General features: G+C 60.3%; 30 protein-coding genes. 11 read left to right on the top strand and 19 right to left on the bottom strand.

The window, feature by feature from the left end:
• Positions 1-97 precede the first annotated feature (97 nt).
• Positions 98-952, top strand: a complete 855-nt coding sequence (gene rpoH, locus ACZ3HH_RS09265) for an RNA polymerase sigma factor RpoH (protein WP_007897890.1) — start codon at positions 98-100, stop codon at positions 950-952.
• 208 nt (positions 953-1,160) lie between these two features.
• Here the strand turns inward: rpoH and mtgA are convergent, their stop codons facing one another.
• On the bottom strand, positions 1,161-1,883 hold the full coding sequence (gene mtgA / locus ACZ3HH_RS09270) for a monofunctional biosynthetic peptidoglycan transglycosylase (protein ID WP_465804151.1): 723 nt from the start codon (positions 1,881-1,883) through the stop codon (positions 1,161-1,163).
• Between the two features lie 74 nt (positions 1,884-1,957).
• Between mtgA and ACZ3HH_RS09275 the strand changes: the two genes are divergently transcribed.
• The 4 genes from ACZ3HH_RS09275 to trmB all read left to right on the top strand — a co-directional run bounded on the left by ACZ3HH_RS09275 (position 1,958) and on the right by trmB (position 4,213).
• A complete protein-coding gene (locus ACZ3HH_RS09275) occupies positions 1,958-2,329 on the top strand; it encodes a DUF423 domain-containing protein (protein ID WP_465804152.1) in 372 nt (123 codons plus the stop codon).
• Between the two features lie 90 nt (positions 2,330-2,419).
• Complete coding sequence (thiS, locus tag ACZ3HH_RS09280) at positions 2,420-2,620, top strand: sulfur carrier protein ThiS (RefSeq protein WP_007897898.1); 201 nt, start codon at positions 2,420-2,422, stop codon at positions 2,618-2,620.
• Between the two features lie 63 nt (positions 2,621-2,683).
• Entirely contained in the window at positions 2,684-3,478 is a 795-nt protein-coding gene (locus ACZ3HH_RS09285; RefSeq protein ID WP_465804153.1) for a thiazole synthase, read from the top strand.
• A 9-nt stretch (positions 3,479-3,487) separates the two neighbouring features.
• Entirely contained in the window at positions 3,488-4,213 is a 726-nt protein-coding gene (gene trmB, locus ACZ3HH_RS09290; protein WP_033060486.1) for a tRNA (guanosine(46)-N7)-methyltransferase TrmB, read from the top strand.
• Between the two features lie 132 nt (positions 4,214-4,345).
• On the opposite strand, the gene ACZ3HH_RS09295 is transcribed toward trmB, so the two are convergent.
• The 10 genes from ACZ3HH_RS09295 to ACZ3HH_RS09340 all read right to left on the bottom strand — a co-directional run bounded on the left by ACZ3HH_RS09295 (position 4,346) and on the right by ACZ3HH_RS09340 (position 11,384).
• The gene (locus ACZ3HH_RS09295) at positions 4,346-4,669 is read right to left on the bottom strand and encodes a DUF3392 domain-containing protein (protein ID WP_007897907.1); all 324 of its coding nucleotides are present in this window, start codon (positions 4,667-4,669) and stop codon (positions 4,346-4,348) included.
• Between the two features lie 9 nt (positions 4,670-4,678).
• Positions 4,679-5,884 (bottom strand): radical SAM family heme chaperone HemW, encoded by a 1,206-nt coding sequence (gene hemW, locus ACZ3HH_RS09300; protein WP_465804154.1) that lies wholly within the window; start codon positions 5,882-5,884, stop codon positions 4,679-4,681.
• The gene (gene rdgB, locus ACZ3HH_RS09305) at positions 5,881-6,477 is read right to left on the bottom strand and encodes an RdgB/HAM1 family non-canonical purine NTP pyrophosphatase (RefSeq protein ID WP_465804155.1); all 597 of its coding nucleotides are present in this window, start codon (positions 6,475-6,477) and stop codon (positions 5,881-5,883) included. Before rdgB ends, hemW begins: the two co-directional genes overlap by 4 nt.
• Positions 6,474-6,908: a DUF4426 domain-containing protein gene (locus tag ACZ3HH_RS09310; RefSeq protein WP_123719694.1), complete on the bottom strand. Its 435-nt coding sequence runs from the start codon at positions 6,906-6,908 to the stop codon at positions 6,474-6,476. Before ACZ3HH_RS09310 ends, rdgB begins: the two co-directional genes overlap by 4 nt.
• Before the next feature lie 26 nt (positions 6,909-6,934).
• On the bottom strand, positions 6,935-7,555 hold the full coding sequence (gene metW, locus ACZ3HH_RS09315) for a methionine biosynthesis protein MetW (RefSeq protein WP_465804156.1): 621 nt from the start codon (positions 7,553-7,555) through the stop codon (positions 6,935-6,937).
• 7 nt (positions 7,556-7,562) lie between these two features.
• Positions 7,563-8,702 carry a homoserine O-succinyltransferase MetX gene (metX, locus tag ACZ3HH_RS09320; protein WP_465804157.1) on the bottom strand — a complete coding sequence of 380 codons (1,140 nt, stop codon included), beginning with the start codon at positions 8,700-8,702 and terminating at the stop codon, positions 7,563-7,565.
• Positions 8,703-8,932: 230 nt separating this feature from the next.
• Entirely contained in the window at positions 8,933-9,226 is a 294-nt protein-coding gene (locus ACZ3HH_RS09325) for a DUF167 domain-containing protein (RefSeq protein ID WP_018928703.1), read from the bottom strand.
• Between the two features lie 4 nt (positions 9,227-9,230).
• Positions 9,231-9,818 carry a YggT family protein gene (locus tag ACZ3HH_RS09330; protein WP_465804158.1) on the bottom strand — a complete coding sequence of 196 codons (588 nt, stop codon included), beginning with the start codon at positions 9,816-9,818 and terminating at the stop codon, positions 9,231-9,233.
• 24 nt (positions 9,819-9,842) lie between these two features.
• Complete coding sequence (proC, locus tag ACZ3HH_RS09335; protein WP_465804159.1) at positions 9,843-10,661, bottom strand: pyrroline-5-carboxylate reductase; 819 nt, start codon at positions 10,659-10,661, stop codon at positions 9,843-9,845.
• Between the two features lie 36 nt (positions 10,662-10,697).
• Positions 10,698-11,384 carry a YggS family pyridoxal phosphate-dependent enzyme gene (locus ACZ3HH_RS09340; RefSeq protein WP_465804160.1) on the bottom strand — a complete coding sequence of 229 codons (687 nt, stop codon included), beginning with the start codon at positions 11,382-11,384 and terminating at the stop codon, positions 10,698-10,700.
• A gap of 56 nt (positions 11,385-11,440) precedes the next feature.
• On the opposite strand from ACZ3HH_RS09340, the gene ACZ3HH_RS09345 reads away from it, so the two are divergent.
• The gene (locus tag ACZ3HH_RS09345; protein ID WP_465804161.1) at positions 11,441-12,475 is read left to right on the top strand and encodes a type IV pilus twitching motility protein PilT; all 1,035 of its coding nucleotides are present in this window, start codon (positions 11,441-11,443) and stop codon (positions 12,473-12,475) included.
• Positions 12,476-12,619: 144 nt separating this feature from the next.
• Here ACZ3HH_RS09345 and ACZ3HH_RS09350 read toward each other — a convergent pair whose 3' ends face one another.
• Positions 12,620-13,240, bottom strand: a complete 621-nt coding sequence (locus ACZ3HH_RS09350) for a C40 family peptidase (protein ID WP_465804162.1) — start codon at positions 13,238-13,240, stop codon at positions 12,620-12,622.
• A 249-nt stretch (positions 13,241-13,489) separates the two neighbouring features.
• On the opposite strand from ACZ3HH_RS09350, the gene ACZ3HH_RS09355 reads away from it, so the two are divergent.
• Positions 13,490-13,921, top strand: coding sequence for an NINE protein (locus ACZ3HH_RS09355; RefSeq protein ID WP_465804163.1), 432 nt, complete (start codon positions 13,490-13,492; stop codon positions 13,919-13,921).
• A 97-nt stretch (positions 13,922-14,018) separates the two neighbouring features.
• Here ACZ3HH_RS09355 and ACZ3HH_RS09360 read toward each other — a convergent pair whose 3' ends face one another.
• The 7 genes from ACZ3HH_RS09360 to gshB form a co-directional block, all read right to left on the bottom strand.
• The gene (locus ACZ3HH_RS09360; RefSeq protein WP_465804164.1) at positions 14,019-15,290 is read right to left on the bottom strand and encodes a dihydroorotase; all 1,272 of its coding nucleotides are present in this window, start codon (positions 15,288-15,290) and stop codon (positions 14,019-14,021) included.
• Positions 15,287-16,291 (bottom strand): aspartate carbamoyltransferase catalytic subunit, encoded by a 1,005-nt coding sequence (locus ACZ3HH_RS09365; protein ID WP_007897943.1) that lies wholly within the window; start codon positions 16,289-16,291, stop codon positions 15,287-15,289. The genes ACZ3HH_RS09360 and ACZ3HH_RS09365 overlap by 4 nt, the downstream gene beginning before the upstream one ends.
• Before the next feature lie 27 nt (positions 16,292-16,318).
• Complete coding sequence (gene pyrR / locus ACZ3HH_RS09370; RefSeq protein ID WP_007897945.1) at positions 16,319-16,822, bottom strand: bifunctional pyr operon transcriptional regulator/uracil phosphoribosyltransferase PyrR; 504 nt, start codon at positions 16,820-16,822, stop codon at positions 16,319-16,321.
• Between the two features lie 99 nt (positions 16,823-16,921).
• Entirely contained in the window at positions 16,922-17,359 is a 438-nt protein-coding gene (gene ruvX, locus ACZ3HH_RS09375) for a Holliday junction resolvase RuvX (protein WP_007897947.1), read from the bottom strand.
• Complete coding sequence (locus ACZ3HH_RS09380; protein WP_465804165.1) at positions 17,359-17,931, bottom strand: YqgE/AlgH family protein; 573 nt, start codon at positions 17,929-17,931, stop codon at positions 17,359-17,361. The genes ruvX and ACZ3HH_RS09380 overlap by 1 nt, the downstream gene beginning before the upstream one ends.
• A gap of 189 nt (positions 17,932-18,120) precedes the next feature.
• Positions 18,121-19,020: a TonB family protein gene (locus ACZ3HH_RS09385; protein WP_465804166.1), complete on the bottom strand. Its 900-nt coding sequence runs from the start codon at positions 19,018-19,020 to the stop codon at positions 18,121-18,123.
• Positions 19,021-19,084: 64 nt separating this feature from the next.
• A complete protein-coding gene (gene gshB / locus ACZ3HH_RS09390) occupies positions 19,085-20,038 on the bottom strand; it encodes a glutathione synthase (RefSeq protein ID WP_465804167.1) in 954 nt (317 codons plus the stop codon).
• 233 nt (positions 20,039-20,271) lie between these two features.
• Between gshB and pilG the strand changes: the two genes are divergently transcribed.
• The 4 genes from pilG (at position 20,272) to ACZ3HH_RS09410 (ending at position 23,876) form a co-directional block, all read left to right on the top strand.
• Positions 20,272-20,676 carry a twitching motility response regulator PilG gene (gene pilG, locus ACZ3HH_RS09395; protein WP_038980984.1) on the top strand — a complete coding sequence of 135 codons (405 nt, stop codon included), beginning with the start codon at positions 20,272-20,274 and terminating at the stop codon, positions 20,674-20,676.
• A gap of 56 nt (positions 20,677-20,732) precedes the next feature.
• Positions 20,733-21,098 (top strand): twitching motility response regulator PilH, encoded by a 366-nt coding sequence (gene pilH, locus ACZ3HH_RS09400; RefSeq protein ID WP_007897961.1) that lies wholly within the window; start codon positions 20,733-20,735, stop codon positions 21,096-21,098.
• Between the two features lie 10 nt (positions 21,099-21,108).
• Positions 21,109-21,663: a chemotaxis protein CheW gene (locus tag ACZ3HH_RS09405; protein WP_465804168.1), complete on the top strand. Its 555-nt coding sequence runs from the start codon at positions 21,109-21,111 to the stop codon at positions 21,661-21,663.
• A gap of 155 nt (positions 21,664-21,818) precedes the next feature.
• Entirely contained in the window at positions 21,819-23,876 is a 2,058-nt protein-coding gene (locus ACZ3HH_RS09410; protein ID WP_465804169.1) for a methyl-accepting chemotaxis protein, read from the top strand.
• Positions 23,877-23,902: the final 26 nt, after the last annotated feature.

Below are 23,902 nucleotides of genomic sequence, written 5' to 3' on the forward strand. Positions count from 1 at the left end.
TTGACCTTTCAGCGTTTATGGGAACTTGCCTTTTGGTTTCCGGTCAATTTTCGCAGTGCTGAACTGCACGAGTTATGTAAGTCGGAGGTTTTTTCGTATGACCAATTCTTTGCAGCCTGCATATGCTCTGGTCCCGGGTGCGAACCTGGAGGCCTATGTGCACACGGTGAACAGCATTCCATTGCTGACGCCGGAGCAGGAGCGTGAACTGGCCGAGAGTCTCTATTATGAGCAGGATTTGGGGGCGGCTCGGCAGATGGTGCTCGCCCACCTGCGTTTTGTCGTACACATTGCCCGTAGCTATTCCGGCTACGGCCTGGCCCAGGCTGACCTGATCCAGGAAGGCAACGTCGGCCTGATGAAAGCGGTCAAGCGTTTCAACCCGGAAATGGGTGTACGCCTGGTGTCCTTTGCGGTGCACTGGATCAAGGCGGAAATCCACGAGTTCATCCTGCGCAACTGGCGGATCGTGAAAGTCGCGACCACCAAGGCTCAGCGCAAGTTGTTCTTCAACCTGCGCAGCCAGAAGAAACGTCTGGCCTGGCTGAACAACGAGGAAGTCCATCGCGTGGCGGAAAGCCTCGGCGTAGAGCCGCGGGAAGTGCGCGAGATGGAAAGTCGCCTGACCGGCCATGACATGGCTTTCGACCCGGCTGCGGAAGCGGACGACGACAGTGCATTCCAGTCGCCTGCCAACTATCTGGAAGACCACCGGTACGATCCGGCCCGTCAACTGGAAGATGCTGACTGGAGCGACAACTCGAACCACAACCTGCACGAAGCGCTTGAAGTGCTGGACGACCGCAGCCGCGACATCCTCTACCAGCGCTGGCTGGCAGAAGAAAAAGCTACGCTGCACGACCTGGCGCAGAAGTACAACGTGTCGGCCGAGCGTATTCGTCAGCTCGAGAAGAGCGCGATGAACAAGCTCAAGTTGTCGATCGCCGCATAACCTGCGCACCGGCAATAAAAAACGCCCCGATCATTATTGAACGGGGCGTTTTTGTGTGTGTTGAATTTCCAACTTCACCTTGGTCCCTGTGGGAGCGGGCTTGCCCGCGATAGCGGTGTGTCTGTGACTGTTGTGTTGACTGACACAACGCCTTCGCGGGCAAGCCCGCTCCCACAGGGATCTTCAGTGTTTAGAAAGTAGTGTTCGACTATTGAGACCAAGGCGCCCGGCGCGAATCGTTGAGGCCGAGCAGATAACTGTCCCCGCCCAACTGACTCATCTGCTGGCGAATCCACCCGGCGCGTCTTGCAACGTAAGAGGTTGGATGGCTGGCGCTCCACACCCGTGGGTTCGGCAGTACCGCGGCCAGCAAACTCGCCTGCTGTCGGGATATCGAGCGAGCGCCCACACCAAAGTGATGCCGGGCCGCCGCTTCGGCGCCGAACACGCCTTCATCCCACTCGACGCTGTTGAGGTACACCTCAAGAATCCGCTGCTTGGGCCAGAACACCTCGATCAGCCCGGTAAACCAGACCTCCAGGCCTTTGCGTAGCCAGCTGCGGCCAGACCACAGAAACAAGTTCTTCGACACTTGCTGGCTCAGGGTGCTGGCGCCACGAATCGAACCACCGCGCTCGTTATGCGCAAACGCCGCCTGAATCGCGCCGATATCAAAGCCCCAATGCTCGGGAAACTTCTGATCTTCACCAGCAATCACCGCAACCTTCAGGTCATCGGAGATTTCATCCCAGGGTTTCCAGGTGCGTTGCACGTCGATGGGTTCGCCGTCGAACCAGGATTCGACTTTGCGCTCGACCATCAGCGCCGTTCCCGGTGGCGGCACCACCCGAAACAGCAACACCAGCAATACGCTGCCGCCCGCGAACCAGAGCAGGGCCTTCGTGAAACGACGGAAAATTAAACGCAGCATAGAGATGGCTTGGCCGAACCCGTTGAGCCGGCCATTATACAGACCCTGTTGATCGAGTCTGACTGGAGTTCTTCATGTTGCGTGGCTTCCTGATGCTGGCTGCTTTTTTCGGCTTCACCGGTGTTGCCTTGGGCGCATTCGCCGCCCATGGCCTGAAAAGCCGCCTGAGCGCCGAGTACCTGGCGATTTTCCATACGGGCGTCACCTATCAATTGGTGCACACCCTGGCGCTGCTGGGTGTAGCGCTGCTTGCCACGCAAATGCCCGGTCGACTGATGACTTGGGCCGGCGCATCATTTGCTATCGGCATTCTGTTGTTTTCCGGCAGCCTGTACCTGCTGACGATAACGGGCATCAGCAAGCTCGGGATCGTTACGCCCTTCGGTGGCCTGGCGTTCCTGGTCGGCTGGGTTTGCCTGGGACTTGCCGCCTGGCGGTTGAGCTGACCACGCGGTCCATTTCGTGACGAATGGCTTGGGTCGGCCTGACTGATCGGGCTAGAATGCCAGCCCCTAAAAATGATGGCGGCATTCGGTATGCGCATTCAATTGAACGGCGAATCCCTTGAACTGCCCGACGGTGAAACCGTTGCGGCCCTGCTGACCCGTCTGGAACTGACCGGACGCCGGGTGGCGGTCGAACTCAATCTGGATATCGTCCCGCGCAGCCAGCACGCAGAAACCACATTGAACGACGGTGATTCGGTCGAAGTGGTGCACGCCATCGGCGGCGGCTAGTCGCCCGGCCCGAGCGGCCACAGAATTATTCTGCAAGAACCTCACCCCTACAGAGGATTTCCCATGAGCATCGTTCGTAGCGACAAGCCCTTCGTCCTGGCCGGTCGTACTTACCAGTCGCGTTTGCTGGTAGGCACCGGCAAGTACCGCGACATGGAAGAAACCCGCCTGGCCATCGAAGCCTCCGGCGCCGAGATCGTCACCTTCGCCGTGCGCCGCACCAACCTCGGCCAGAACCCGGGCGAACCGAACCTGCTCGAAGTCCTGTCGCCGGAACGCTACACCTTCCTGCCTAACACCGCCGGCTGCTTCGACGCTACCGAGGCTGTGCGCACCTGCCGCCTGGCCCGTGAGCTGCTCGGCGGCCACAACCTGGTGAAGCTGGAAGTGCTGGCAGACCAGAAAACCCTGTTCCCCAACGTGATCGAAACCCTCAAGGCCGCCGAAGTGCTGGTCAAGGAAGGTTTCGACGTGATGGTGTACACCAGCGATGACCCGATCATTGCCCGTCAACTGGCGGAAATCGGCTGCATCGCGGTCATGCCGCTGGCCGGTTTGATCGGCACGGGCCTGGGGATCTGCAACCCGTACAACCTGCAGATCATCCTCGAAGAAGCCAAGATCCCGGTGTTGGTGGATGCCGGTGTCGGTACCGCCTCCGACGCCACCATCGCCATGGAGCTGGGTTGCGAAGCGGTGCTGATGAACTCGGCCATCGCCCATGCCCAGCAGCCGATCATGATGGCTGAAGCCATGAAACACGCCATCGTGGCAGGTCGCTTGGCCTACCTCGCCGGCCGCATGCCGAAAAAACTCTATGCCAGCGCCTCCTCGCCGCTGGATGGTCTGATCAAGTAAGAGCCATTGATGACTGAATCAAACGAAACGCCTATCCAGCCGGAAGAAGGCGAAGAGCGCCAACACCGCCGCATCAAGAGTTTCGTGATGCGCGCCGGGCGCATGACCGAAGGCCAGCAAAAAGGTCTGGAGCAGGGCACGCCGCTGTTCGTGTTGCCTCTGGCCGATGCGCCGGTGGACTTCGATCAGGTGTTCGGTCGTTCGGCACCGCGCTCGCTGGAAATCGGTTTCGGCATGGGCCATTCGCTGCTGGAAATGGCCGCAGCCTCGCCGGAGCAGGATTTCATTGGCGTTGAGGTTCACCGTCCGGGTGTCGGTGCGCTGCTCAATGGCGTGCTGACTCAGGGCCTGACCAACCTGCGCGTCTACGATTGCGATGCGATCGAAGTGCTCAACCGTTGCATTGCCGACAACAGCCTCGATCGCTTGATGCTGTTTTTCCCGGATCCGTGGCACAAGAGCCGTCACCACAAGCGTCGTATCGTTCAGGCGTCGTTCGCTGAGCTGGTGCGCAGCAAGTTGAAGGTCGGCGGAGTGTTGCACATGGCCACCGACTGGGAACCATATGCCGAGTACATGCTGGAAGTGATGAACGTCGCGCCGGGTTATCGCAACCTGGCCGAAGACGGCAAATGCGTCCCGCGCCCGACCGAACGCCCGATCACCAAGTTCGAACGCCGCGGCGAACGTCTTGGGCATGGCGTGTGGGATTTGAAGTTCGAAAAACAGTCCTAAACCGTGACGCAGTAAAAACTGTGGGAGCGAGCTTGCTCGCGATGGCGGCCTGACAGTCAACTGAGATGTTGAATGTTATGGCCTCATCGCGAGCAAGCTCGCTCCCACAGTTGTTTTCGGTTGTAGCTGAATTCAGCGGCGGTCGGCTACGACGCCAATCAATACCAACACCACCAACAACACCGGTGCCAGGCTGTAGTTGTTGAACTGGCTCAGGCCTTTGATGATCCATGGCGTCGCATAGATCAGCGCCACGCCGCTGCCGACCATGCACAGCAGGGCCATCAGCGGGACGCGCAAGGCGCCGGCGATGCTGCCCAGGCGTTGGTCGACCCAGCCCTTGATGTCGGCGCCAAACAGCACCAGCAAGCAGCCCACCAGCGCCAGCGAGATTTCCGACAGGTTGCTACGGCTCCAGCGGGACACGGTGGCGAGCAGGTCGAGTACCAGATCCATTCGATTTCCTTATGTCAGAAAATTCTGCAGCAAGTCATTGAGAAAGAGTTGTCCGCGCAGCGTGGCCGCCAGACGTGACGGTTCGACCTGCAACAAGCCACTTTGTTCGGCCTCGCGACGGCCTTCGGCGAGGCTTTCCAGGGGCAGCCCGGTGCGCTCTGGATACAACCGCGCTTCGACGCCCTCGGTCAGGCGCAAGGCGTTCATCAGGAACTCGAACGGCAGTTCTTCGTTGGTCAGGGCTTTCTCGCCGGCCTGGAAGCTTTTGGTTGGGTTGAGATAGTCCTTCGGCAGGCGGGTCTTCCAGGTGCGCACGATGCGCCCGTCCGGATGGCTGAGCTTGCCGTGGGCGCCGGCGCCGATGCCGATGAAGTCGCCGAAACTCCAGTAATTGAGGTTATGCCGTGCCGGACGACCGGGCTGGGCATAGGCCGAGACTTCGTATTGCGCGTAACCGTGTTCGGCCAACAGTGCCTGACCGGCCTCCTGAATATCCCACAGGGTGTCGTCTTCCGGCAGCGTCGGCGGCTGGTTCCAGAACACCGTGTTCGGTTCCAGCGTCAGTTGATACCAGGACAGGTGCGTCGGCTTCAGGGCAATGGCCTGGCGCAGGTCGTTCAGGGCATCGTCCAGGGACTGATCGGGCAAACCGTGCATCAGGTCCAGATTGAAGTTGTCGAAGCCGGCCTGACGGGCCATGCCGGCGGCACGCACGGCTTCATCGCCGTTGTGAATCCGCCCCAGGGCCTTGAGTTTCTCTTCCTGAAAGCTCTGGATGCCGATCGACAGGCGATTGATGCCCAGTGCCCGGTAGGCGCGGAATTTCTCCTGCTCGAACGTTCCCGGGTTGGCTTCCAGGGTGATTTCAATGTCGCTGGCAAACGGAATTCGTTGCTCGACGCCCTTGAGCAAACGGCCCAGAGCCTCGGCGCTGAACAGGCTCGGCGTACCGCCACCGAAGAAGATCGAACTCAGCTCGCGACCATAGACCGCATGCAGGTCTTGATCGAGGTCGGCCAGCAGGGCGTCGACATATTCTTCTTCCGGCAGCACGGGGCTGGCGGTGTGGGAGTTGAAGTCGCAATAAGGGCATTTGCGTACACACCACGGGATGTGGATGTACAACGCCAGGGGCGGCAACACGGGCAGGGCCGCTCGAGGCGATTGTGCGGCGCCGCCGAAGATCAGCGGCGACGCGGACGAGTCATGGGTCATTTCAGGCCCAGACGCTGGCGCAGCAGATCCATTGCACGGGCGCGGTGGCTGATGAGGTTCTTGTCGCTCGGGCTCAGTTGGGCGCTGGAGCATTCGCGCTCGGGCACCCAGAACAGCGGATCGTAGCCAAAACCATGCTCACCGCTGGCCTGGGTCAGGATGCGCCCGTGCCACAGGCCTTCGCAGAGGATCGGCAACGGATCGTCGGCATGACGCACCAGCGCCAGCACACAGACGAACTGCGCACCGCGCTCGGCTTCGGGCACGTCTTTCAAGACGTCGAGCAGTTTGGCGTTGTTCGCCGCATCGCCTTTACCGTCAGCGTAGCGGGCCGAATAGATGCCCGGCGCACCGCCAAGGAAATCCACTGCCAGCCCCGAATCGTCGGCCAAGGCCGGCAGACCGGAAATGCGCGAGGCGTTGCGGGCCTTGAGAATGGCGTTCTCGACGAACGACAGGCCGGTTTCTTCAGGTTCGACGCTGCTGAACTCGCCGATCGAGCGCAAGTGCACCGATTCGCCGAGCATGGCCTGGAGTTCCTTGAGTTTGCCGGCGTTATGGCTGGCCAGTACGAGTTGCGTGAAATTCATCATTGGCCAGGGAAAAGCTCTTGTTGGAAACTGATGGTGTTGGTTTTGTCGCCGGTCTGCACCTTGATGTCGAAGGTGCGGATTTCCTGCTGATCCACCGGGAACTGGGCGATGTAGTATACCGCGCCTGTTTCAGTGATCTGTTTGAACTTCAGCGGGATGCTTTGGCTGGTCAGGTCTTTGACCGTGCCGCTGACCTGAGCCGTCTGTGGTTTGCCTTCCTTCAGTATCGAGACGTTGATCACGCCCTGATTCTTGCTGCGGGTCAGCTCGGCCGCTTTGGCGATCTCCGGCGTCAGGAAGGTGGAGTTGAAGGTGTTGTAGTGCACCGTCACATCGCCAAAGGTTTCCTTGCGCTCGCCCTTGATGACATCGGCGGCCATGGTGGTAATGCTCAGGCAGGCAGTAAGTAAAAACAGCGCTAGACGACCCATGATCGTTCTCCTCGAAGTGTCGTGATTCAGACCGCGACCTTGTGGTCCGGCAGACCGGGGCTGCTGACGCGATAGATACCGATCTCACCTAACAGATTAGGCCATAGCTTACTGGCCCACCCGTGTCGATGCTGTTGATCCACGGCAAGTCGATCAATGACCCTGGCTTCACGTTCGCGACACAGCGCTTCAAAGTCTTCGAAAGTGCAGAAGTGGATGTTCGGCGTGTTGTACCAGGTGTACGGCAGAAAATCGGAAACCGGCATCCGGCCCTTGCTCGCCAGGTACCAGCGGCAGCGCCAGTGACCGAAGTTGGGGAAGGTGATGATGCACTGGCGACCGACCCGCAGCATTTCGTCGAGGATCTTGTCCGGGTAGTGCACAGCTTGCAGGGCCTGGGTCATGACCACGATGTCGAAGCTGTTGCTGGCGAAGTTGCCCAGGCCCTTGTCCAGGTCCTGCTCGATGACGTTGATGCCCTTGGCCACGCACTCGGCAATGTTGTCCGGGTCGTTTTCCAGGCCATAGCCGGTGACCTGTTTGTGGTCGCGCAGCCAGGTCAGCAGCTCGCCGTCACCGCAACCGAGGTCGAGCACGCGGCTGCCGGCGGGGATCCATTCCTGGATGATTTCCAGATCGGCTCTCATGTCTTCCTCAAAGCGCTATACGGTTCATGTAATTGCTGAAGGCCTGCAAATAACGCGGGATCGGAATCAGGAAGGCATCGTGGCCTTGCGGAGCGTCGATCTCCAGGTAGCAGACGTCTTTCCTGGCCGCCATCAGCGCGTCCACCAGTTCCCGCGAGCGGGCAGGGGAGAAGCGCCAGTCGGTGGTGAAGGACATCACGCAGAACCTGGCCTGGGCATTGGCGAAGGTTTTCGCCAGGTCATCGTCGAAGTTTGCCGCCGGGTCGAAGTAGTCCAGCGCCTTGGTCATCAGCAGGTAGGTGTTGGCGTCGAAACGTCCGGAAAACTCCTCGCCCTGATACCGCAGGTAGCTTTCGACCTGGAACTCGACGCTGTGGAAGTCGTAGTTGAGCTTTTCGCTCTTCAGGCCGCGACCGAATTTCTCGCCCATGGAGTCGTCGGACAGGTACGTGATGTGCCCGACCATCCGCGCCAGCATCAGTCCGCGCTTGGGGATCACGCCCGCTTCCTGGAACGAGCCGCCGTGGAACTCCGGGTCGGTGAGGATCGCCTGGCGTGCGACTTCGTTGAATGCGATGTTCTGCGCCGACAGTTTCGGTGCCGAGGCGATGGCCAGGCAGTGCCGCACGCGGTCCGGGTAAGTGATGGTCCACTGCAAGGCCTGCATGCCGCCGAGGCTGCCGCCGATCACCGCTGCCCATTGACGGATGCCGAGCAGGTCGGCGAGACGCGCCTGGCTGTGCACCCAGTCTTCCACGGTCAGTACCGGGAAGTCGGCGCCGAATGGCTTGCCGGTTTCCGGATTGATGCTGCTGGGGCCGGTGGAACCGTTGCAGCCGCCGAGATTATTCAGGCTGACCACGAAGAACTTGTTGGTGTCGATCGGCTTGCCGGGGCCGATGCAGCTGTCCCACCAACCGGGTTTGCGGTCGTCGGGGCTGTGGAAGCCGGCAGCGTGATGGTGACCGGACAAGGCGTGGCAGATCAGCACGGCATTGCTCGCCGTAGCGTTCAGCGTGCCGTAGGTTTCGTAGATCAGGTCATAAGCGGGCAGCGAACGGCCGCAGGCCAAGGCCAGGGGGTCACTGAAGTGCGCCAGTTGCGGCGTCACCAGACCAACAGAATCGGGGGGGAAGGCAGCTGGCATCGACCCTGCTCTCATTGAAATGAGGCGTAAGTCTAAAGACCGGTGGGGTTAGCGGCAAGCAAAGGCCGGGCCTGATTTTTTTCCGATGTACCTGTGGCGAGGGAGCTTGCTCCCGTTGGGGCGCGAAGCGGCCCTGAAAGCGGATGCCCGGGTCTGTCAGGGATCTTGCAGCGACTGGTCTGGGGCCGCTTCGCAGCCCAGCGGGAGCAAGCTCCCTCGCCACATTGAGGTCAGGCCGGGCGCACCAGATCCGGCAAATCCGGCAGCTTCTTCGGCGAACAGATCCGCACCCGCTTCTGCCGGTTCAGCTCTCCGCTGATCAAACTCACCTGACTCTTGGAAACCCCGAATGCCTTGGCCAGAAACGCCATCAGGTACGCATTGGCCTTGCCTTCAACGGGCGGTGCGGTCAGGCGGATCTTCAGGCGATCGCCATGCAGCCCGCAGAAATCATCGCTGCGGGCCGCAGGTTGCAGGTGACATTCCAGAATCAGGTCATCACCGTCCCAGCGAAAGTAGCTCACCGGGTCAGATCAGCCCGAGCAGCCCGTTGGGCATCAGGGCGTAGTACGCAAGGCGTGGGATCAGCCAGCTTTGCAGCAGCTGGATCGCGATAAACGCGAAGATCGGCGAAATGTCGAGGCCACCCAGGTTCGGAATGATCCGGCGGAACGGGGCGAGTACCGGTTCAGTAATCTGCGCGACCAGCTCTGCGCCCGGATTGTGGCTCCCTGGGGCGACCCAGGACAGAATCACACTGATGATCATCGCGTAGAACAGAATGTTCAAAAACAGCGAGAAGATGGCGATCAGGGCCCAAGGCACCAAAAATAGCCAGTCGACCATGAAGCCTTTGAACAGCAGGATGACCGCAATCAGCAGCATCTGCACGATCAACGCCAGTACCAGCGACGACATATCCAGCCCGAACATGCTTGGGATGACCCGGCGCAGAGGTTTGAGCAGCGGTTGAGTGGCTTTCACGATGAACTGGCAAAGCGGGTTGTAAAAATTCGCCCGGACCAGTTGCAGGATGAAGCGCATCAGTACGATCAGCAGGTACAGGCTGCCAAGGGTTTTAATGATAAAAATGGCAGCGTCATTGAGTCCGAGCATCATTGATTCCTTTGTAAGAGCTGATTAGCGGCCAAGTTGCTCAGCCATCTCGGCCGAGCGGTGCGCAGCGGCGCCGAGTGCTTGTTCTACCAGGGCTTCGAAACCACCGGCCTGGAACGACTTGATCGCCGCTTCGGTGGTGCCCGCCGGCGACGTTACGCGACGACGCAGTTCAGCCGCGTCGACATCACTGGCGGCCGCCATGTGTGCTGCGCCCAACGCGGTTTGCACGGTCAGTTGGGCGGCGATGTCCGCTGGCAGACCGAGCTTCACGCCCGCGGCGGTCATGGCTTCGATTAGCAGGAAGAAGTACGCAGGGCCCGATCCGGAAACGGCAGTGACTGCATCCAGTTGCTGTTCTTCGTTCAGCCACAAGGCAATGCCAACCGCCGACAGCAGCTCTTCAGCTTGCTGGCGTTGTTCGGTGCTCACCTCGTTGGTGGCGTACAAGCCGCTCACGCCCTGGCGCAGCAGCGCCGGGGTATTGGGCATGCAGCGCACGACAGGCTGGGCGCCAAGCCAGTTGTTCATGCTGGCGCAAGTGATGCCGGCTGCAATCGAGACCACCAGTTGATTCGGCTTGAGGCTTGGGCGAATGGCTTCGCAAACGGCTTTCATCGCCTGCGGTTTGACCGCCAGCACGATCACGTCCACGCCCTGAATGGCTTCGGCGTTCTCGGCAAACACTTCGATGCCGTGTTCGGCGCTCACGCGGGCACGGGTTTCTTCACCCGGATCGCTGGCGCGGATCTGCGCGGCGTCCAGACCTTTGGCGCGCAGGCCGCCGATCAGGCTGGCGGCCATGTTGCCGGCTCCGATAAAGGCAATACGAGTCTTGCTCATGTCAGGTCCTTATAAAGAGAGGTGTCAGCCATTGTTTCAAGGCTGGCCGTAGTCGCGGGCACCAAAAAGGGCCGTTCCGATACGGACCCAGGTGGCGCCCATAGCAATGGCCGACTCGAGGTCGTGGCTCATGCCCATGGAAAGTGTGTCGAGTGGCAGATTCAGGCTGGCTTGCAGGCTCTGTACGGCAGCAAAGGCTGCATCCTGGGCGGCGCGATCTTCAGTCGGCTCGGGAATCGCCATCAAACCGCGCAATCTCAAGCGCGGCAGAGCGCCGATGGCATTGGCCAGGGCGGGCAGATCGGCCGGGGTGCAGCCGGACTTGCTGGCTTCACCACTGACGTTGACCTGGATGCAGACGTTCAAGGGAGGCAAATCGGCAGGGCGTTGTTCGGACAGGCGTTGTGCGATTTTCAAGCGATCCACGGAATGCACCCAGTCGAAATGCTCGGCGATAGCGCGAGTCTTGTTCGATTGAATGGGGCCGATGAAGTGCCAGATCAAGGGCAGGTCGGCCAATTCGAGCTGTTTGCTCAAGGCTTCCTGCAGGTAGTTCTCGCCAAAATCGCGGATCCCGGCGGCATAGGCTTCACGCAGGGCCTCGGCGGGCTTGGTTTTGCTCACGGCCAGTAGCTGGATGCTGTTCTCATCGCGGTGGGCGGCTTTGGCTGCTGCCTGGATGCGTGAACTAACCTGAAGAATGTTGTCTGCTATCGTGGACATCAAGAGGCGCCAGCGGTCTGAAGGTTCGCGGCATTCTACTGGAATTGAGGAGCGCTATGGATATCACTGAGCTGCTGGCTTTCAGCGCCAAACAAGGCGCGTCTGACCTGCACCTGTCCGCCGGCCTGCCACCGATGATCCGTGTCGACGGCGATGTGCGACGCATCAACTTGCCGGCCCTGGATCACAAGGAAGTGCATGACCTGATCTACGACATCATGAACGACCTCCAGCGGGTGGACTTCGAGAAGCATCTTGAAACCGACTTTTCCTTCGAAGTGCCCGGTGTGGCGCGTTTTCGGGTCAATGCCTTCAACCAGAATCGTGGCGCGGGCGCGGTGTTCCGGACCATCCCGTCCAAGGTTCTGAGCATGGACGACCTGGGGATGGGGGAAGTGTTTCGCAAGATTACCGAAGCGCCCCGGGGCCTGGTGCTGGTGACCGGTCCGACCGGTTCCGGCAAGTCCACCACATTGGCGGCGATGATCGATCACCTGAACAACCATCGCCATCACCACATCCTCACCATCGAAGACCCCATCGAGTTCGTCCACGAATCGCGCAAATGCCTGATCAATCAGCGCGAAGTCCATCGCGATACCCGCAGCTTCGCCACGGCCCTGCGCTCGGCCCTTCGCGAAGACCCGGACGTGATTCTGGTAGGGGAAATGCGTGATCTGGAGACTATTCGGCTGGCATTGACCGCCGCCGAAACGGGTCACCTGGTATTCGGCACGTTGCACACCACGTCGGCGGCGAAAACCATCGACCGGGTGGTGGACGTGTTTCCGGGCGACGAGAAATCGATGGTGCGTTCAATGCTCTCCGAGTCGTTGCTGGCGGTGGTGTCGCAGGCATTGATCAAGAAAATCGGCGGCGGGCGAATTGCTGCCCACGAAATCATGCTTGGCACTGCGGCGATCCGTAACCTGATCCGTGAAGACAAGGTGGCGCAGATGTATTCGTCGATTCAGACCGGAGGCTCGCTGGGGATGCAGACGCTGGATATGTGCCTGAAGGAGCTGGTGACCAAGGGCGTGATCAGCCGCGAACATGCGCGGGAGAAGGCACGGTCGCCGGATAATTTTTAAGGCTGGAATGCGAACCTGTGGCGAGGGAGCTTGCTCCCGCTGGGCTGCGAAGCGGCGCAAAAAAACTGCGAGCGCTACGCACTCGAACGGGAGCAAGCTCCCTCGTCACAAATGCCCGCCTTCAGAAGGTGGGGGAATTTCAAATCAACGCTGAACAACCCGCAATGCGTTCTGTTCTTTTGGCAGAACCCGCTTGGCAACCACGTAGTGGCTTTCCCAGTACGGTTTCTTCAGGGTGTCGATGCTCACCGACTTGCCACGGCGCGGTGCGTGGATGAAGCGGTCGTTGCCCAGGTAGATGGCAACATGATTGACCCGACGGCTCTTGATGTTGAAGAAAATCAGGTCGCCTGGCTTCAGATCGTTGCGATCGACTTTCTCGCCATGACCGCTGGCCATGGCGTTAGAGGTACGTGGCAAGTCGAACGTGGCGTCGTTGAACGCGTATTTCACCAGGCCGCTGCAATCGAACCCTTTACTTGGGCTGCTGCCGCCCCAACGATAAGGCGTACCGAGCACGTTTACCGCGCGGCTCAGCACGTTGCTGCTTTCCTTGGTCGCCATCGGCGGGACCAGCTTGCTGTTTACGCCGCTCAGTTGGCTGGAGCGTTTTACGGTCTGTTTGTCTTTGCTCGAAGGAGCAGAAACATGGGATTTTGGGGTGTAACCATTAACGTTAGGAAGACGTTGCTCACGATTGGTGGCGTGGGCGGCCAGGGGCAATAATAGGCAAATGGTTAGCCATGTCTTGAAAAATGGACGCATTAGGCAAGGCTCATATGGGTGAACGCGCAACTTTATAACAGCTTTTTTGGCCCTTCCGAGTCCGTTGGTCGATTCACTTTGCGGGCAATGGAACCAAATAAGCAGAAAATGGACGCGATTGTCGGACAGAGGTCAGGTATTACAAGGCTTTGACAGGAGTGAAGGTAGCATTTGCCGTATGTCGGCCGCCTGTAAAAAAGTCACAAAGAATTCAAGAATATTTCTCTATCGTGTGAGTTGAGGTCATCCATGAACACCTATCAACACCCCGCTTCAGAGCAAGACACACACAGCAAAGTGATTGGTTACCTATTGTGGATTTTCGGTTTTACCGGGGCTCACCGCTTCTATTACGGCAAGCCGGTGACCGGGACGATCTGGTTTTTTACCTTCGGTTTGCTGGGTATCGGCTGGTTGATCGACGTGTTTCTGATCCCTGCCATGGATCGTGAAGCGGACCTGCGTTTTACCGCTGGCCCCATCGAATACAACGTTGCGTGGATTCTGCTGACATTTCTCGGGGTTTTCGGCGTACACCGGATGTATCAGGGGAAGTGGATCAGCGGGTTGCTGTACCTGGTGACGGGCGGGGTGTTCTTTCTGGGGGTGTTGTATGACTTCTGGACGTTGAATGACCAAGTGTCGATTCGCAATGCGCAGAATAGAGGCGCCTTCCAGTAAGTTGTGGCGAGGGAGCTTGCTCCCGCTGGGTCGCGAAGCGACCCCAAAACAGGTCTGCTGCGCAGCCCGGCGGGAGCAAGCTCCCTCGCCACAGGTCTTAAGCCTGGTGGCTGATCCGCCCGTCCACCAGGGTGTAACGCACCACACCCGGCAGGCTGTGACCAATGAACGGGCAGTTTTCGCCCTTGGACAGCCAGGTCTCACCGGCCACGGTCGAGGCTGTCGGGTCGAATAGCACGATGTCCGCTGGGCCGCCTACCGCCAATTTTCCTGCCGGCAGACGCAACGCTTCGGCAGGACCGGCGCCCAAGCGTGCGAGCAGCGTCGGCAAGTCCAGCAAACCGTCTTCCACCAAGGTCATCGCCAGCGGCAGCAGCAATTCAACACTGCTGATGCCTGGCTCGGTCGCGCCGAACGGCGCCAGTTTGGCATCGCGTTCATGGGGTTGGTGATGGCTGGAGATGGCTGACACCACCCCCGACTTCACTGCTGCCCGCAGGCCATCGCGGTCCGCACGAGTGCGCAGCGGCGGCTGGACGTGGTAGAGGCTGCTGAAGTCGATCAGCGCTTCGTCGGTGAGGATCAGCTGATACAACGCCACGTCCGCCGTGACCTTCAGGCCACGGGCCTGGGCCTGAGCGATCAGCGCCACACCGCGGGCGCTGGTAAGTTGGCTGAAGTGCGCACGCACGCCGCTTTGCTCGACCAGCAGCAGATCCCGGGCCAGGGCCACGGTTTCGGCGGTTTCCGGAATGCCTGGCAAACCCAGGAAACTGGCGGTCGGGCCTTCGTGAGCCAGGCCACCTTCGGCCAGATCATGGTCCTGCGAGTTAAAAATCACCGTCAGGTCGAACGTCGCCGCGTATTCCAGCGCCCGGCACAGGGTGCGGGTATTGCGGAAACTCTCCAGGCCGTTGCCGAAAGCCACGCAGCCGGCATCGCGCAGCGCAACGAGCTCTGCAAGTTGCTCGCCGTCCAGGCCTTTGCTCAGGGCGCCGATCGGGAAGACTTTGGTGTTGCCGGCTTCGCGAGCGCGGTCGAGGATCAGTTCGGCCACGGCCGAGGTGTCCAGCACCGGTTTGGTTTTCGGTGGGCAGCACAGGCTGGTCACGCCACCGGCAGCAGCTGCGCGGGTTTCGCTGGCGATCGAGCCTTTGCGGCTGTAGCCCGGCTCGCGCAGGGCGACGTTCAGGTCAACCAGACCCGGGGCCGCCACCAAGCCCTTGGCGTCGATGGTGTCTACTGCAACGAAACCGGCCGGAGCGGCGCCAAGGGCGACGATCTTGCAGGCTTCAACGTGGATATCAGTCACTTGATCCAGGCCGCTGGCCGGATCGATAACGCGTGCGCCGAGAATGCTGAGCTTCACTGGGCGTTCTCCTGCTCGAATTGGCGCTGGGCAGTTTGCCCGCTCATGGCCATGGACAACACGGCCATACGAATCGCGATGCCGTAGGTCACCTGGTTGAGAATCACCGAGTGCGGACCGTCGGCCACCGCCGACTCAATTTCCACCCCGCGGTTGATCGGCCCCGGGTGCATGACGATGCAATCCGGTTTGGCCCCGGCCAGGCGTGCGGTGGTCAGGCCGAACAGGCGGTAGAACTCGCCTTCGCTCGGCAGCAGGCCGCCGGTCATGCGTTCACGCTGCAGGCGCAGCATGATCACCACGTCGACGTCTTTCAGGCCTTCGGTCATGTCGGTGTAGACCTTCACACCGTACTGCTCGATGCCGATAGGCAGCAGGGTTTTCGGCGCGATCACGCGGATGTCCGGGCAGCCGAGGGTTTTCAGGGCCAGCATGTTCGAGCGCGCTACCCGCGAGTGTAGGATGTCGCCGACGATGGCCACCGAAAGGTTTTCGAAGCCGCCCTTGTGCCGACGGATGGTGAGCATGTCGAGCATGCCCTGGGTCGGGTGGGCGTGACGGCCGTCGCCGCCGTTGATGATTGCCACTTGTGGGCAGACATGCTCGGCGATGAAGTGCGCCGCGCCGGAGTCACCGTGACGCACGACGAACATGTCGGCGGCCATGGCTTCCAGGTTGCGCAGGGTGTCGAGCAGGGTTTCGCCCTTGCTCGCCGACGACGTGGACACGTTCAGGGTGATCACGTCAGCCGACAGCCGCTGAGCCGCCAGTTCGAAGGTGGTGCGGGTGCGGGTGGAGTTCTCGAAGAACACGTTGCACACGGTCTTGCCGCGCAGCAACGGGACTTTCTTCACCGCCCGGGCGCCCACTTCGAGGAACGAGTCGGCGGTGTCGAGGATTTCCGTCAGCAGCTCGCGGCGCAAACCGTCGAGCGAGAGGAAGTGGCGCAGCTGGCCCTGATCATTGAGCTGCAGCGGGCGCTTGGTTTCTAGAGGCGTCATCGCGAGGGGGACTCTCAATAGGGCGAATTAAAGGGCGAGGTCTTGAAGTTCGAGCTTGAGTTCCGGGCCGGACAGTTTCACTCGTTCGTGGGCCGCCAGCGACAGGGTCGCGCCAACCACGTTCGGGCGGATCGGCAGCTCACCGGCGTCCAGGTCCAGCAGGCATACCAGCGTCACACTGGCCGGGCGGCCGTAGTCGAAGAGTTCGTTCATCGCGGCGCGGATGGTCCGACCGCTCATCAGCACGTCGTCGATCAGCACCAGGTGCTGGCCTTCGATCTCGAACGGCAGTGCGGATGGGCGTACTTGCGGGTGCAGGCCGTTCTGGCTGAAGTCGTCGCGGTAGAACGAAACGTCCAGGGTGCCCAGGGGCGAATCGCTGCCCAGTTCATCGAGCAACGCCTGCGCGACCCAGACGCCACCGGTCCGAATGCCGATATAGCGCGGTTCGCTGATGCCACGGTTTTCCAGATAAGCCTTGAGACGGATCGCCATCTGGCTGATCAGTTCGGCGGGATTGGGCAGGCTCATGGTTTGCTCCTTCTTTGTCCCGAGCCGGATGTTGCTTGAGTGGTGGCTCGGGTTGTAGCTAAGGGAGACGCCGCAGCGGCTCTTCAGAATTAGGTGCGGTCAGGATTCGAACAGTGCGGTGTTTTCGTCGAGCCAGCCTTGCAGCAGCAGCGCGGCGGCGATGGCATCGACCGGGTTATCGCGGTAACTGCCTTTCTGGCCGCCCCGGACCAGGCGTTCGCCCTTGGCCTCGAAGGTGGTCAGGCGCTCGTCATGCGTATAGAAGGGCAGGTTGTAGCGGCCGTTCAGGCGTCGGGCGAACTTCTCGGCCCGCAGGCACATGTCGCTCGGCGTGCCATCCATGTTCAGCGGCAGACCGACCACCACGGCGTCGGGTTTCCACTCTTTAATCAGCGCTTCGACCTGATTCCAGTCGGGAATGCCGTTTTGCGCCTTCAAGGTGCACAGCTCGCGGGCCTGGCCGGTAATCACCTGGCCGACCGCAACGCCGATCTGTTTGGTGCCGTAGTCGAAACCCAAAATCAACCGCAGGGCCATCAGGCGTGCCCCGCCTGGCTGGTGAGCAGGCTGAGATTGACGCCCAAGTGTTTGGCCGCCGCTTCAAGACGCAATTCGCTGCTGGTGTTGAACAGGATGTCGGCATTGAACGGGCAGGTCAGCCAGGCGTTGTCGGCCAGTTCGGCTTCCAATTGTCCTGCTTCCCAACCGGCGTAGCCGAGGGTGATCAGGCTTTTCGCGGGGCCGACGCCGTCGGCGATGGCGAACAGCACGTCCTGGGAGGTCGACAGCGATAGCTCGTCTTCCAGATCGACGGTCGCCTGAAAGGTTTTCCCCGACGGGTGCAGGACAAAACCGCGATCGGTTTGCACCGGGCCACCCATAAAGATCGGCACATGCTGGCAGAGCAGCGGCGGTTCTATATCGGGGCGCAATTGCTCGAGGATATCGGCCAGGTTCAGGTCCTGCGGGCGATTGACCACCAGCCCCATGGCACCATTGGCCGTGTGCTCGACGATGTAGGTCAAGGTGTGCGCAAAGTTCGGGTCGGCCATGTGAGGCATGGCGATCAGGAAGTGATGCTTGAGGTAGCTGGGGCTGACGTTCTTCATGAGCGCTAGTGTGGCGTTGGAGGGGCGAACTGACAAGCCGGGGATGCACAGGAAATGCCCCGAATCCCTGCAAACAACCTGTTCCCTGTGGGAGCGGGCTTGCCCGCGATGACGGCGGTACATCCAAAATTGAAGTGTCAGACAGACCGCTATCGCGGGCAAGCCCGCTCCCACAGGGTTTGGTGGCGGTTAATTACTGGACAACCGGTCCCCACGCGCAAACTTCCAGGTCCGGATGATTTCCAGACGATCGATATCCGACAAATCCCCGGTAAACGGTGCAAACGGCGCCGCGAGCCTTACGATGCGTTGCGCCGCCTGATCCAGCAGCGGCTGGCCGGACGATTCCAGCACCAGCACTTCATACAGCGAGCCGTCGCGGTTGATCGAGACCATCAGTCGCAAATTGCCGTAGATCTGTTTGCGCCGAGCCTCGTCGGGGTAGTTGAGGTTGCCGATGCGCTCGACCTTCTTGCGCCATTCATCTTTGTACCAGGCGCCTTTGTCGCGCATGGTCGACGCGGCGCTCAAGCGGTGAATGCGCGGGCGCTTGGCGTACAGCTGCTGTTCGTTGGCCAGTTCCGCTTCCAGGCTGGCGATGTCGCTGGACAGCTGCGAGCTGTCGAACGTCGGTGCCGCCACTTGGGGTTTGGTCAGGGGTTTGGGTTCTTCAGTCTTGGTTGCGGCTTTTTTCGGCTTCGGCGCGACGGTGGTCACAGACGCCTTGGGCGCGGCTTCCTGCACTTGAGGCTTGGCCGCCGGCGGAGGGGTGACTTGCTGCACCTTGTTGTCCTGGAAGGGCGCGACCTCGGTGGTCTTGGGAATCGCCTTTTTCTCCAGGGTGCCGCTGCCTTGCTGATTTTCCTGGGCGAGAAAGTCAGCTTTCGCAGGCTTCTTTTCGCTTTTGAAAGTGGCGAGGGTGATTTCCAGGGTTTTGCTGATTTGCTGGGGCTCGACCATGGAGAACCCGACGCCCAACAGCAAGGCCAGGTGAATCAGCGCCGCGAGAAACAGGGTAAAACCGAGGCGATCAGCCGGACGCACGCCAAGGTGGGCGAGTTCAGGGGGCAGATCGGACGGGAGTGTCATAACAAGGAAACCAACATCGCGTTTTCACAGGCCGGGCATGATAACGCAATGTTGGTTTGGCTTATCAACGAGCCTTGAGCTTCTGATCGATGGCATCCATCAGAAGGCCACCAATGTCGGTACCGAATGCGTTATCGATCTCGCGAATGCAGGTCGGGCTGGTGACGTTGATTTCGGTCAGATGCTCACCGATCACGTCGAGACCGACGAACAGCAAACCCTTCTCGCGCAGGGTCGGGCCGACTTGCGCGGCGATCCAGCGATCTTTCTCGGTCAGTGGTCGGGCTTCGCCACGGCCACCGGCGGCGAGGTTGCCACGGGTTTCGCCTGCGGCGGGAATTCGGGCCAGGCAGTAATCCACCGGCTCGCCGTCGATCATCAGGATGCGTTTGTCGCCATCAACGATCGCCGGCAGGTAACCCTGGATCATGATCTGCTGACGGCCATGCAAGGTCAGGGTTTCGAGGATCACCGACAGGTTCGGGTGGCCAGCGGTGTGACGGAAGATCGACGAGCCGCCCATGCCGTCCAGCGGCTTGAGGATCACGTCACCGTGATGGTCGGCGAATTCACGCAACACGTCCGGACGACGGCTGACGATGGTCGGCGGCGTGCACTGCGGGAACAGCGTGGCGAACAGCTTTTCGTTGCAGTCACGCAGGCTTTGCGGCTTGTTCACCACCAGTACGCCGGCATTCTCCGCTTGTTCCAGCAAATACGTGGAATAGACGAATTCCATGTCGAACGGCGGATCCTTGCGCATCAGGATCACGTCCAGGTCGCTCAGCAGCGCGTCGCTTTCGGCGCCCAGCTCAAACCATTTTTCCGGATTGGCGAACACCTTCAGCGGACGCATCCGCCCGCGAGCCTCGCCTTCAGCCTGATACAAATCGCGCTGTTCCATATAGAACAGTTCCCAGCCACGCTTTTGCGCGGCCAGCAGCATGGCCAGCGAGCTATCCTTTTTATAGGAGATGCTGGCGATAGGATCCATGACAATCCCGACGCGAACGCTCATGGGGTTTTCCTCGAAATTGGGGTGGAAAGTGTTGTGAAAAAGTGGCGTCAGAGTGGCGCTGAGTGTGTTCCCGGTCAAGGAAAAACCACCGCCAGGGTCGCCCGATAGATTGGATGGGGAGACTGTGCTAAAAAGGCTGCCATGCCGTATTGGCCCTTAAGTATCAAGGGTTTCGAGCCAGCGGTGGGCGGAAAACGGACAAATGGATTCACAAAGGCGACGGTAGAGCCACTATGGAACAGCATTCCAGCGCCTTGAAGGTCATGGTGATCGATGATTCGAAAACGATTCGTCGCACCGCCGAAACGCTGTTGAAAAATGTGGGCTGTGAAGTCATCACCGCAATCGACGGTTTCGATGCCCTGGCCAAGATTGCCGACAATCACCCCGGCATCATCTTTGTCGACATCATGATGCCGCGTCTGGATGGTTATCAGACCTGCGCTTTAATCAAGAACAACAGTGCGTTCAAGTCCACGCCAGTGATTATGCTGTCGTCCAAGGACGGGTTGTTCGACAAGGCCAAAGGCCGGATCGTCGGTTCCGACCAGTTTTTGACCAAGCCTTTCAGCAAGGAAGAACTGCTGAACGCGATTCAGGCCCATGTACCGGGCTTCGCCGCCGTTTCGCCGCAGTAGGACACCACAGTGACGCTCGGCCATGGGGCCCGGTGTCGACAAGAATGGGGAAGACCATGGCACGTATTCTGATCGTCGATGACTCGCCGACTGAAATGTACAAACTGACCGGCATGCTCGAAAAGCACGGTCATGAGGTGTTGAAAGCCGAAAACGGCGCCGACGGCGTGGCCCTGGCCCGTCAGGAAAAACCCGACGCGGTGCTGATGGACATCGTCATGCCCGGCCTCAATGGTTTCCAGGCGACCCGTCAGCTGACCAAAGACCCGGAAACCGGGCACATTCCGGTGATCATCATCACCACCAAGGATCAAGAAACCGACAAGGTCTGGGGCACGCGCCAAGGCGCCAAGGACTACCTGACCAAACCGGTCGACGAAGACACCCTGATCAAAACCCTGAACAACGTGCTGGCCGGTTGATCGTCCGGTCATGACCGAGTCGCTGACGGCTTTCGAACTGCTGCTGCAGATTGACCAGCGCTGTCGTCTGCTGGCGGCAGACCTGCCGTCCCAGCCGACCCGACAGGACAGCTGGAGCGGCATCGGTTTTCGCTTGGGCGAGCATTGGTATGTTGCGCCCATGGGCGAAGTCAGCGAGGTCCTGCACGAACCGCGGGTTACGCAATTGCCGGGGGTCAAACCCTGGGTCAAGGGCGTGGCTAACCTGCGCGGGCGCCTGCTGCCGATCATGGATTTGCATGGCTTTTTTTATGGTCATGAGCCCGGCCATGAACTGCCTGCCTTGCGCAAGCAACGGCGGATATTGGTGGTGGAGCACAAAGACGTGTTTGCAGGGTTGATGGTCGATGAGGTCTTCGGCTTGCAGCACTTTGCCCAGGACAGTCTGGAGCCGGTGCCGGTCGGTGACTTGCAAGGGCCGATGTCGGCGTTCGTCAAAGGCCGGTTTCAGCGTGAACAGATGTGGCAGGTGTTCAGCCCGTTTGCGTTGGCGCAGTCGCAAGGATTCATGAACGTCGCCGTATAACCTGTGGGAGCGGCGGTGCGGCGATCCGACTTGCCCGCGATAGCGGTGTGTCAGGTTCAATAGATGTCGACTGACACGCCCTCATCGCGGGCAAGCCCGCTCCCACAGGGTTCCTGGCAGGTCTCACAAGGGTGTTGGTTAACAGGCGAGGACCGATGATAAAAGCAAACACAGGCAAGCCAGAAGGGTCGCGCAGCCGGTCGCAGATCATCGTGCTGTTCATCGCGCTGATTGTCTTCATCATGTTGCTGTTCGCCAACTTCGCGTACCTCAACACCCAGGCGAATTACGACAAACAGTACATCGGCCACGCCGGTGAGCTGCGCGTGCTGTCCCAACGCATCGCCAAGAACGCCACCGAAGCCGCCGCCGGCAAGGCAGCGGCGTTCAAATTGCTCAGCGATGCGCGCAACGACTTCGCCCAGCGTTGGGGTTATCTGAAGAAAGGCGATCCTTCCACCGGCCTACCGCCGGCACCGTCCACCGTGCGCCCGGAAATGCGCGCCGTGCAGCTGGATTGGGAGCGTCTGCTGAAAAATACCGACGCCATCCTCTCCAGCGAACAGACCGTGTTGTCCTTGCATCAAGTGGCCGCAACCTTGGCCGAAACTGTGCCGCAGTTGCAGGTCGAGTATGAAAAGGTCGTCGAAACCCTCCTGCAACGTGGCGCCCCGGCCACTCAGGTGGCGATGGCCCAGCGTCAGTCGCTGCTGGCCGAGCGGATTCTCGGTGCGGTGAATACCGTGCTGTCCGGCGATGAAAATTCGCAGCAGGCGGCCGACGCTTTCGGTCGCGACGCGGCGCGTTTCGGCCTGGTGCTCAACGGCATGCTTCAGGGCAATGCGGCACTGAAAATCAGCCAGGTCGAAGACCGTGATGCGCGTACCCGTTTGACCGAAATTTCCGAACTGTTTGAATTCGTCTCGGGTTCGGTGGATGAAATCCTCGAAACTTCGCCGCAGCTGTTCAAGGTCCGCGAATCGGCCAGCAACATTTTTACCCTGTCGCAAACCCTGCTCGATGAAGCCTCGCACCTGGCCAGCCGTTTCGAAAACCTCGCCGGCGGGCGCAACACCGATACCATCGGCGGTTACGTGCTGGGCTTGCTCGCACTGACATCGATCATCCTCATCGGCCTGGTGATGGTGCGCGAAACCAACCGTCAGTTGCGGGAAACCGCCGAGAAGAACGAGCGCAACCAGAACGCGATCATGCGTTTGCTGGACGAAATCGAAGACCTCGCCGACGGCGACCTGACCGTGACCGCCTCGGTGACTGAAGACTTCACCGGGACCATCGCTGACTCGATCAACTATTCCGTCGACCAACTGCGCGATCTGGTGGCGACCATCAACCTCACCGCCGGCCAGGTCGCCGCCGCCGTGCAGGAAACCCAGGCCACCGCCATGCACCTGGCCCAAGCCTCGGAGCATCAGGCCCAGCAGATTTCCGAAGCCTCCACGGCCATCAACGACATGGCCCAGTCCATCGATCAGGTCTCGGCCAACGCCGCCGAATCCTCTGCGGTAGCCGAGCGCTCGGTGGAAATCGCCAACAAGGGCAACGAAGTGGTGCACAACACCATTCATGGCATGGACAATATTCGCGAGCAGATTCAGGACACCGCCAAGCGCATCAAACGGCTAGGTGAGTCTTCTCAGGAAATCGGCGACATTGTCAGTCTGATCGATGACATTGCCGACCAGACCAACATCCTCGCCCTCAACGCGGCCATTCAGGCGTCCATGGCCGGTGACGCCGGGCGCGGTTTTGCGGTGGTGGCCGACGAAGTGCAGCGTCTGGCCGAGCGTTCGTCCGCGGCGACCCGGCAGATCGAAACACTGGTGCGGGCGATTCAGACCGACACCAACGAAGCGGTGATTTCCATGGAGCAGACCACCACCGAAGTGGTGCGCGGCGCGCGTCTGGCGCAGGATGCCGGAGTGGCCCTGGAAGAAATCGAAGGCGTATCGAAGACCCTCGCGGCACTGATCCAGAGTATTTCCAACGCCGCGCAGCAACAGACTTCGTCGGCCGGCCAGATTTCCCTGACGATGAACGTGATCCAGCAGATCACCACGCAAACCTCGTCCGGCTCCACCGCCACCGCCGAGAGCATTGGCAACCTGGCGAAAATGGCCAGCCAGCTGCGGCGTTCGGTGTCCGGTTTCACCTTGCCGGCCGCTAAAGCGCAGGCTGCGGACAAAGCTTGAACCGCCTCAGGGCGTATGCATTTGAT

Source organism: Pseudomonas sp. PME37.24/025 (genome assembly GCF_055556615.1).